Source organism: Natrarchaeobius chitinivorans, assembly GCF_003841505.1.
GTDB lineage: Archaea > Halobacteriota > Halobacteria > Halobacteriales > Natrialbaceae > Natrarchaeobius > Natrarchaeobius chitinivorans.
Genome location: NZ_REGA01000006.1, coordinates 197,572 through 205,808, shown reverse-complemented (window position 1 = coordinate 205,808; position 8,237 = coordinate 197,572). Strand labels below are relative to the sequence as shown.

Annotated in this window: 11 protein-coding genes, 1 tRNA gene and 1 pseudogene; 4 read left to right on the top strand and 9 right to left on the bottom strand. The window is 54.9% G+C overall.

Going from position 1 to position 8,237, the window contains the following annotated elements:
• Positions 1-231, top strand: a pseudogene (locus EA473_RS09680) (IS4 family transposase); the annotation flags it as partial.
• Between the two features lie 141 nt (positions 232-372).
• Here EA473_RS09680 and EA473_RS23220 read toward each other — a convergent pair.
• The 3 genes from EA473_RS23220 to EA473_RS23370 form a co-directional block, all read right to left on the bottom strand.
• Positions 373-717, bottom strand: a complete 345-nt coding sequence (locus tag EA473_RS23220) for a hypothetical protein (RefSeq protein ID WP_394341303.1) — start codon at positions 715-717, stop codon at positions 373-375.
• An 88-nt stretch (positions 718-805) separates the two neighbouring features.
• Entirely contained in the window at positions 806-1,324 is a 519-nt protein-coding gene (locus EA473_RS09670; RefSeq protein ID WP_124195465.1) for a DUF7342 family protein, read from the bottom strand.
• 145 nt (positions 1,325-1,469) lie between these two features.
• A complete protein-coding gene (locus EA473_RS23370) occupies positions 1,470-1,841 on the bottom strand; it encodes a DUF7344 domain-containing protein (protein WP_449289214.1) in 372 nt (123 codons plus the stop codon).
• 185 nt (positions 1,842-2,026) lie between these two features.
• Here EA473_RS23370 and EA473_RS09660 point away from each other — a divergent pair, with 185 nt between their 5' ends.
• Complete coding sequence (locus EA473_RS09660) at positions 2,027-2,263, top strand: FaeA/PapI family transcriptional regulator (RefSeq protein WP_124195452.1); 237 nt, start codon at positions 2,027-2,029, stop codon at positions 2,261-2,263.
• A gap of 74 nt (positions 2,264-2,337) precedes the next feature.
• Here EA473_RS09660 and EA473_RS09655 read toward each other — a convergent pair whose 3' ends face one another.
• Together EA473_RS09655 and EA473_RS09650 are read right to left on the bottom strand one after the other, a co-directional pair.
• Positions 2,338-3,954 (bottom strand): hypothetical protein, encoded by a 1,617-nt coding sequence (locus EA473_RS09655; protein WP_124195451.1) that lies wholly within the window; start codon positions 3,952-3,954, stop codon positions 2,338-2,340.
• A gap of 374 nt (positions 3,955-4,328) precedes the next feature.
• A tRNA-Ile gene (locus EA473_RS09650) sits at positions 4,329-4,436 on the bottom strand.
• 134 nt (positions 4,437-4,570) lie between these two features.
• On the opposite strand from EA473_RS09650, the gene EA473_RS09645 reads away from it, so the two are divergent.
• Positions 4,571-4,882 (top strand): DUF7091 family protein, encoded by a 312-nt coding sequence (locus EA473_RS09645; RefSeq protein ID WP_124195450.1) that lies wholly within the window; start codon positions 4,571-4,573, stop codon positions 4,880-4,882.
• Positions 4,883-4,885: 3 nt separating this feature from the next.
• Here EA473_RS09645 and EA473_RS09640 read toward each other — a convergent pair whose 3' ends face one another.
• From EA473_RS09640 to EA473_RS09625, 4 genes are read right to left on the bottom strand one after another with little or no spacing between them, the layout of a single operon-like run.
• Positions 4,886-5,089, bottom strand: coding sequence for a CbaC protein (locus tag EA473_RS09640; protein ID WP_124195449.1), 204 nt, complete (start codon positions 5,087-5,089; stop codon positions 4,886-4,888).
• Positions 5,089-6,876, bottom strand: coding sequence for a b(o/a)3-type cytochrome-c oxidase subunit 1 (locus EA473_RS09635; RefSeq protein ID WP_124195448.1), 1,788 nt, complete (start codon positions 6,874-6,876; stop codon positions 5,089-5,091). The genes EA473_RS09640 and EA473_RS09635 overlap by 1 nt, the downstream gene beginning before the upstream one ends.
• Positions 6,869-7,672, bottom strand: a complete 804-nt coding sequence (locus EA473_RS09630; protein WP_124195447.1) for a cytochrome c oxidase subunit II — start codon at positions 7,670-7,672, stop codon at positions 6,869-6,871. The genes EA473_RS09635 and EA473_RS09630 overlap by 8 nt, the downstream gene beginning before the upstream one ends.
• Positions 7,669-7,884: a hypothetical protein gene (locus EA473_RS09625; RefSeq protein WP_124195446.1), complete on the bottom strand. Its 216-nt coding sequence runs from the start codon at positions 7,882-7,884 to the stop codon at positions 7,669-7,671. The genes EA473_RS09630 and EA473_RS09625 overlap by 4 nt, the downstream gene beginning before the upstream one ends.
• Before the next feature lie 99 nt (positions 7,885-7,983).
• On the opposite strand from EA473_RS09625, the gene EA473_RS09620 reads away from it, so the two are divergent.
• Positions 7,984-8,190 carry a cytochrome-ba3 oxidase subunit gene (locus tag EA473_RS09620; protein ID WP_124195445.1) on the top strand — a complete coding sequence of 69 codons (207 nt, stop codon included), beginning with the start codon at positions 7,984-7,986 and terminating at the stop codon, positions 8,188-8,190.
• Positions 8,191-8,237: the final 47 nt, after the last annotated feature.

Sequence of the window (8,237 nt, the reverse complement as noted above, 5' to 3'; positions counted from 1 at the left end):
GATCTGGTCACCGAACAAGCGGACGATGAGATCGTGTTTCCGCCGGAACGCTGGGCGGCGACCTTCCGGTCGCACGCCCAGCTCATCCTCCACGAACTTGGCGAATATCTCGGCTACTCGCCGCCACCGCTGCTCGACCGACTGATCGACGACGCACAGAAGATTCACCAGCAACGGCCAGTGTTACAAGAGACGCTCGCTACCGCTACGCAACCGAGGTGTGAGTCTTAGCTAAAGACGAATAACGGAGCGTCAGTAATTCGGATATCTTGAATATATTCAGAAGGTATCACTTGCGGAGATGTGAAAAATCGATCTATCCAGGCAATCGATAAAAAACATACTAGAGTCGATGTTGCCGATACTCTCTGCCTACTGTTGCTTCCATAGTGCTTCGATTCGCTCCTCGATGCGGTCGAGGACGAGACGGCTCACGTCGCGATGGTCAGTTGGCCACTGCACATTTTGTGCGTCACTGCGACTCGCGGCCGGCGGCGGATGGAAGTGATCTCTCGAGTTGTGTGCGTTTGGATGGCGATCCCATCGACACTTCCACGAACTATCTTGACGTACCTCTTGATAATGGACATTGAAATCGTCGTTTCGGTACCACCGAATCTCGAGACGAGCCGATACCTCATTCGGGTAGTACTCGTCGGACAGGTCGACACGAAGGTGTAGCTTCCCAGCTGTAACGATTTCTGCCGATTGAAACATACGACTGCCGAGAAATTGGGATCGAAGTCGCTCCAACACCGATCGGTCGATCGGCGCAGGGCTCCGACCGTCATTCACCGGTACCATGTCAGCTGTGGGACGGAGCCGTGGAACTGGCGGCCTTTCTCCGGGCACGTTCGTGATGACGGCGCTCCTCAATAGCGGTGGCCCAGTCACCGAGTTCGATATACACATCGTCAATCCGCTCGGCGTCGAACTCGAGGACGTCGACCTCGGCCGGTGAATCGACACCGTATTCGTCTCGGTACTCCTCAATTCGATCGGTCAGCTCTGAGACGCGAGCCTGTAACTCGTCGACGGTATTTTTCCGCGCCAACTCGTTGACCCGTCGCCACTCGAAATAGTCGTCGTTGCGCTCGTACCTGACCGGTCGCCCTTCATGCCGAATAACGATGCCCAAGTCCGCATAGAACGACAAGTGGGTCCGTGCCGACTCTGCCGAACAGTCTGCTTGCTCGGCGATCTCAGCGGCCGTCATCGGCTCTCGAGCGTGTAACACCGTCCCGTATACGCGCTGCTTCGTGTCCTCACCCTCGAATGGTCTATCGAATGGGGGTGGGCCCTCGCGACGTGTGTTGTCTGTCATACTTCCATCAACGGGGCTAGCCCATATATCTCTTTTTCTACCCAAAATATATTCTCTAATACCCTGCTTCTCAGGCAAATCTATGTATGCCGTTCCAAGGAGCTCACAGCCCCAGAGAGGATTTTACGGAGCCACTTTAGATTGATCACCTCCCCTCCTCGGGGTTCCAAAGCGTCTGAAACGCAGCTTGATTAAGATTGCTTAGGAGGAGAGTTATTGTGAGATTTGGGCCTGGAGCAACGGTCTGGCGCTCGGGGTCATAGATGATAACATCGGCGTCCGAAAGCGTCGATAGATGCGTCTGGGAGAGCGCGTTGTACACGTTGCGGTACGGTTCACCGGTTGCACAGTCCATTGGGACATCTTGTTCTCGAGCAGCGATTTCTCGAGCGAGCGTGCGAACCGAGAGGTCGTTATCGCTCTCCGCAACCAACTCAATCACATAACGGCGTCGTGGCGCTCTGAGGGAGTGATAGACCCTCGAGAGATAGTCGTCACCGCAGTTGTTACGTCCCATAGTGAATTCGTTGATTGGACTTGGGAGAGCGGGTCGGCTGTGCTCCAAAGGGGATTTTCCAAGTGGTCTCTTGCATGGACGTTTGCAAACCCATTCACCAAATTAGTTCTTTTGAAAGAACTAATGGTAGTTAGTTCCCTCAAGAGAATAAATGGCTAACTACGATCTAACCAGGGATTTTCATAATGAGCGATGGCCCTGGTCGGAAACCGACAGTCACTGACGACGATATCCTCGACGTCTTTCGTTCGAGTTCTGATCCCGTTCTGACGACGTCAGAAGTGGCGTCTCATTTTGATATCACGCATCGCGGTGTTCGAGATCGGCTGGAGAAACTCGAGCAAGAGGGGGTGCTCGAATGTAAGAAAGTTGGTGCTCGAGGGATGGTGTGGTGGTATCCTGGTTACACATCAACCCTTTAACCTCCGTAGTAAGGAACCGGTTGTTTATCCAGTCAATAAATTATCAACAAAATTGGCTGTAGTGGTGTGAATAGTTACACGATTTCTTTGAGACCAGTGAAATCATTAGTCTGTGTGCTAAAGACAAATAATAGACAATCTCCGTTGTGCAAGTTAATTTTCTGAAAGTAGATATGGTCTAAATTCCCGTTCCGCTCCAGTACCTTATCTCGGATTCGCTGGTTTCGTTCTGAATCAAAACGTCCTCCATCAATAGGTTTGATTTGCTGTTTTTCTTCGTCAATGCCACCAACTAGTAACCGTGTATCCCCTTGGATTTCTTTGGCAATCCGATCAGCAATTGTATCTTCGTTGTTTGCGCTGGTAAACCAGTCTCGTGCTTTAAATTCAATAATCTCATCCTCATCTCGTAGAACGACCCCCTCAGCATCTAATCGCTTAGCGTACTTCTCCGTCATTTGGCTGAAGAAGTGGCTAAGCGGGGACTCTAACCAATCAGATGCGACCGAGAAGATAACATAGGAAAGGATGTTTGAGAGTTGGTCGCTGGTTCCAGCTTTTTGCATCCGCTCATATACGTGATTCAACTTCTGCAGGTCCTTAGCATCTGTTTCGTTGTATATATGAAAGTTTCCGATCTTGAATGCGTCTTTGGAGAACGGCCTACCAGCGTGGTAGATTTGTGTCTCAGTTCCATCATTGAACCGTTGAACGAGATCAACAAGCCATGACTCTGCTATTTCAATTTTGTTGCTCGCAAAGACAATGTTGAAGTCGTTATGTTCTTTCAGAACGAGATTCCGTCCGTTCTTACCTTCAGTGACGTAATTTTTGTCATCATATACTTTTGACTGGAACGGCTCCATTGAGCTGGCGACCTGGTTGAAGTGTTCGCGATAGGACTTAACCTCGTAATAGAGGCTGTGGAAGTCTTGTAGAAACTCCTCAGTGTCGTCGTATGATCGCATTCCGAAATTTACCTGCGTTACACTATACTCGTTATTTGGCGTTCGTAGCACCCCCTCAATGAGTTCGTAGTTGCCTTCGGGAAGAAGGAACTTCTCCTCAAACTCATCTCGCGTATATTGGAACGCACAGGTAGAGCTATCTATCTCAGTAAAGATTTGTACTTCACCAGCATCCCTATACGAGATTTGAGATTCGCTGATTCCAAGCCAACCTGAAAGGGATTTCGTCTGGTGACGTTCATAATGACGCACAATAGTTTCACCATCTTGTTGACGGAACTCAGCGTATTTGTTTACATTGTCGGTATCAAGCAGTCGTTCGATAACATCTACGTTCTTGGTAATTGACTTTTCCTTAGAATCGGTGTGGCAGATAAAGATGGAGTCAGCAGTAACAATAAGGACGGCATATTTTCCTTCTTGCCGTGCACTGGTCATCATACTACTACAAAAGTCGTTAACCAGCATGGCACAGCTTTGGTCGTCATGCTCAGGATAGGTATTAAATATCATATCAATCAGCATTTCTGGGTTTGGTTCCATATCCAGTTCTGAAAACTGATGTTGGCCTGTCTGGGCCTCAAATCCATCTAGGACCTCATTGAAATTCAAAACTGACTCCGATTCCGTGATCGTGCGCTGATGCAGGTCAGTACTTTGTATCTCTCGATAGTATACGTAGATGGGATTTGTACTTCTTTCAAAAAGGTATGTTTGCTCCATAGACAGTATTCCTTAGTCGGAATTGTATGTGGGTTAAGAAAAAACTTAGCAATAGAGTGAACACTCTATTTTGATTAAAGTAAGTTTGAGCGAACAATTCCAAAATATGGTATTTCAGCATAGAACATGACCTGTCATCATAGACCAGTGTCCAAAAGGTGCCAACAGAAATCGAAGTGAAATCAATCGCTTGTTGATTAAATGGTTCCTCAACGTCGGCTATCAGAGAAGGCACGACGACAGCAATCCGCGTCTAGCAGCTAGATGAACTCCAAACACGACTCGAGGGCCAATCACTACCCAAAATCAGAAAATAAGGGGTACAAACGCTGTGTCCCGAAAACACGTTGGCTCAGAACCGTGCAGTTTCTGGATGGGCCCTGACGGATTCGAACCATCGACCACTCGGTATCCCACACAACCGCACTGACGTACGATCGCGTTATGAGCCGAGCGCTCTAACCAGACTGAGCTAAGGGCCCGTCGTCTGAAGAAAATCGTGGCCTCAAGTTAACCCTTACTCTCTGTCTCGAGCCCGGACACTCGATCCAGTCGACGACGGTCGGCCACGGTGGCGGTCAAACAGTATATGGGGCCGGCGGACGAACGAACGACAATGGCGGATCGTCGCCGGCTCGAGCGGTTCGTGCGTTCGAAGCTGCAGGACGCGGGCGAGGAGTACGCACAGTTTCGGGAATCGACCGACGAACAACTCGAGGAGGCTCGCGAGGCCTATCGGGTGGCGAAAAACGCGCGGAGCCTGCCGAGCGACGAGGAAGGGCGGGCACGTATCGTCTGTCGGCGGTACGCCGAACAGCGGGCGGCGAAGCTGGACGAGCAGTATCGGCCGGCCTGTTACGAGGCGGGACATCCCGACTGCGAGGGGTGTGCAGAGGACGTCAGAGCGGGACGGATCGAGACCTGGTAAGGACTATCCGGACCGTGAGGGATCGCCCCTGCCGTTTTGGGGCCACAGCGCCCAGATCAGGATCGCGAGGATCATCGTCATACCGAGGACGGCAGACTCGAGGACGGTGAGTTCGACGTTGACCCAGGCGAGGACGGTCCGGAGTTCGACGAGTATCGGGACCGTCAGTGCGATGACGACGAGCAACGCCGCCTTCGAGATCCGCATTATCGCATCACCGCCGTGAGAGCCGACGTTGCGATCTCACCCGCGGACTCGAAGGAGGTGCTCGCAGCGGTCTCGAGGGCGAAACCGAGCGTCGTCGCGGATTCGACGGTGAGCGGGAACGGAATGACTTCGGGGCCGAAGAGGCCACCGCGGTCGATGATGCTCAGTAGCGGGAACGTGTACGCGAAGATCACGAGGACGACGGCGATCGCGGTCCACAGTTTCAGGTTGTCGAGGACGAGGGGGGCGTCGTCGGGGCCCGAGAGCGCTCCTGCGTACTCGTTTGCCGGCAGGTCGTCGCTTCGGCCGTTGAGGGCCGTTCCGACGACGTTCGCGAAGAACATGCCGAGCGAGATCGTGAGGAGCACGCCGCCGAGAGCGATCTGAGCGTCGAGTTCGCCGATGGAGCCGACAGCGGCCTGGAACTCGAATCCTTCGTACTGCGGTTCGGCGGTTCGCCGTGGGACACCGAGGAGGCCGGCGCGGTGCATCGCGTTCGACATGAACGTCATCCCGACGAACCAGACGACGACCTGGCCGAGGGCGACGGATCTGCTCCACAGCGCCTTGCCGGTCACCTGCGGGAGGAACCAGTAGGTGACTGCCATGAACGTCAGTGCGACGGCCGTACCGACGGTGAGGTGGAAGTGGCCGACGACCCAGAAGGTGTTGTGGACGAGGTAGTTGATATTCATACCGGCGTTGATCATCCCGGAGAAGCCGGCGGCGGCGAACATCAGTCCGGCGAGTGCCATCCCCGTAAAGACCGGGTCGCGCCAGGGCAGGGCTTTGAGCCAGCCGAAGTAGCCTTCGCCGCCGCGCTGGCGTGCGCCGTGTTCCATACTGGCGACGACCGTAAACGCCGTCAGCAAGCTGGGCAACAGCAAGAACATGGTGTTCGTCATCGCGATGAACTTGAAGCCCTCCGCGATACCCGGATCCAGATACTGGTGGTGGATCCCGGTCGGCACCGAGAGGATCAGGAAGAGGACGAAGACGACGCGTGCGAGCGGGTCGCTAAACAGTTTGCCACCCGAGAACTTCGGGAGCATGACGTACCACATCATGTACGCCGGCATCAGCCAGAAGTACACGACGGGGTGGCCGAAAAACCAGAACAGCGTTCTGGTGAGCAGCGGATTGACGGTCTCGATCAGGCCGAGCGACCACGGGAGCAAGAACAGCAAAATCGCAGCGGCGACGCCGAGCGTGGCGATGTACCACATCAGCATCGTCGTCAACACCATGAACGTCGGAAGCGGAATCCGTTCGTCCGGGTTCTCCGCTTTCCAGGCCCACCACGAACGGAACCAGTCGACACCGGCGACCCAGGTGCCGACGACGAAGAGCACGAGTCCGAGGTAGAAAAGCGGGTGCGCCTGAAGCGGTGCGTAGAAGGTAAACAGCACCGAGGCACTCATGTCGATCGCGTCGGTGAAGCCGGCCAGGATCGCGACGCCGGTCATCGTTATCCCGATCGCCATGAGTGAGTACCAGCCCCACGTGAATCGGATGTCCTCGAGGCCCCGGTCGAGGCTGGTCGTCACCGCCCAGGTGAAGATCCCGACGAGGAAGAAGATCGTAAACGAGATCACGAGGAAGACGCCGTGGGCGGTGAGGACGGTGTAGTAGTCCACCGAGTCCATAAACCGCAAGAAGTCGGTCCGGTGGAGCGTCTGGATGATTCCGAACACCCCACCGAGTGCCAGCGCCAGGAAGGAGCTGTAAAACGCGGCTCGGATTACCTTCGCCTCCGCTGGGAACTGGTCGATGTACACGTTACTCATCGTCCTCACCTCCGTCAGCGTCGTCGTCCAGTTCCTCGAGGACGGTCACCGACCCACTCGAGTCGTGGTCGTCGACGGTGACCGTCCAGTCGTGATCGCCCTCGCCGAGGGCCGACGAGTCGACCGAAAGCGTCGTTTCGACGGCGTCACCGCCCGGGACGGTGACTTCCTCGGAGACCGTTTCATCGCCGATCTCGAGGGTGACGGTCGTCTCGAGGTCCTCGAGTTGACGGTTTTCGACGACGACGTCGACGTCGACACTGTCGCCGACCGCGACTTCGTCGGGCCCGTCCGCGGAGAGGTCGGTCAGATCGAACTCGTCGGCGGAGACGACGTGAAGTTTTCCTTCCATGTTGTGGTGATCGGGTCCGCAGTATTCGTTACAGACGATGCCGTACTCGCCGGCTTCGTCGAACTCGACGGTCATCTCCGCGATTTCACCGGGAATGGCCATCGTGTTCACGTTGGTTCCGGCGATGCTGAAGCTGTGAATGACGTCCCGTGCGGTGACGTAGAACGTCACCTGACTGTCTTCGGGAACTTCGATCGGGTCGGGCTGATAGCTGAACGTCTGAGCGACGACGTAGGCTTCGTACTCGTTTTCGCCGACCTGTTCGACGCGTGGCTCACCGAAGCGCTCGTCGTCTCCGAGTTCGGTCGGTTCGATCGTGGGCTGTTGATCGCCGACCATCGCGATACCGAGTCCGACCGATCCGTACGTGATCGTCGCGATGAACGCGACGATCAACACCATCGCGGCGACGAGCCAGATCTTCTCGTAGGTGTGGACGTTCATACGAGGGCCACCACCACTGCTGTCCCGCTGACGACGGTCGGATCGTTACCGAGGAACTCGACGAAGTACATGAAAAACCACAGGAAGACCAGGATGAGAAAGTACAGCCCGATCAGCGCGAACGTTCCCACGGGATCGTACTCGTCGTGGCCGATCTCTCGGATCGTCTCGGCACTCGGTTCCGACGCCGACTCTTCGGTCGCTTGGCTCATACGGCCGTGTTAGGAAACGCGTATCTTAATCGCTCAAGTAATTCCCACCTCGTAGGAACGGGAAGACACTTTTAACGTGGAACGTTCGTAGGTACGGCCATGGTACTCGAGGACGCTTCGCCGCGGCTTTTGCTTCCGGTCGGACTGCTGGCACTGCTCCCGGTTGCGTGGTACGGTCTCGGGAGTTCGCTGGCTGCCGGTGTCGTCTCGGCGATCAACGTCGTGATCATCCTCTCCTGTCTGTACGTGGCATTCGGCCCAGTCAGCGGAAATCACGACCACGACACGGCCGGTAGCCCCTCGTAACGTCGATGGACGATCACGGCGCGAGGTCGTGGTAATGTCACCGCCCT

Coding starts and splice junctions, on each gene's coding strand:
- EA473_RS09670 (WP_124195465.1), bottom strand. CDS start 1,324: ATGACAGACAACACACGTCGCGAGGGCCCACCCCCATTCGATAGACCA.
- EA473_RS09655 (WP_124195451.1), bottom strand. CDS start 3,954: ATGGAGCAAACATACCTTTTTGAAAGAAGTACAAATCCCATCTACGTA.
- EA473_RS23370 (WP_449289214.1), bottom strand. CDS start 1,841: ATGGGACGTAACAACTGCGGTGACGACTATCTCTCGAGGGTCTATCAC.
- EA473_RS09660 (WP_124195452.1), top strand. CDS start 2,027: ATGAGCGATGGCCCTGGTCGGAAACCGACAGTCACTGACGACGATATC.
- EA473_RS09635 (WP_124195448.1), bottom strand. CDS start 6,876: ATGAGTAACGTGTACATCGACCAGTTCCCAGCGGAGGCGAAGGTAATC.
- EA473_RS09640 (WP_124195449.1), bottom strand. CDS start 5,089: ATGCGGATCTCGAAGGCGGCGTTGCTCGTCGTCATCGCACTGACGGTC.
- EA473_RS09645 (WP_124195450.1), top strand. CDS start 4,571: ATGGCGGATCGTCGCCGGCTCGAGCGGTTCGTGCGTTCGAAGCTGCAG.
- EA473_RS09630 (WP_124195447.1), bottom strand. CDS start 7,672: ATGAACGTCCACACCTACGAGAAGATCTGGCTCGTCGCCGCGATGGTG.
- EA473_RS09620 (WP_124195445.1), top strand. CDS start 7,984: ATGGTACTCGAGGACGCTTCGCCGCGGCTTTTGCTTCCGGTCGGACTG.
- EA473_RS23220 (WP_394341303.1), bottom strand. CDS start 717: ATGTTTCAATCGGCAGAAATCGTTACAGCTGGGAAGCTACACCTTCGT.
- EA473_RS09625 (WP_124195446.1), bottom strand. CDS start 7,884: ATGAGCCAAGCGACCGAAGAGTCGGCGTCGGAACCGAGTGCCGAGACG.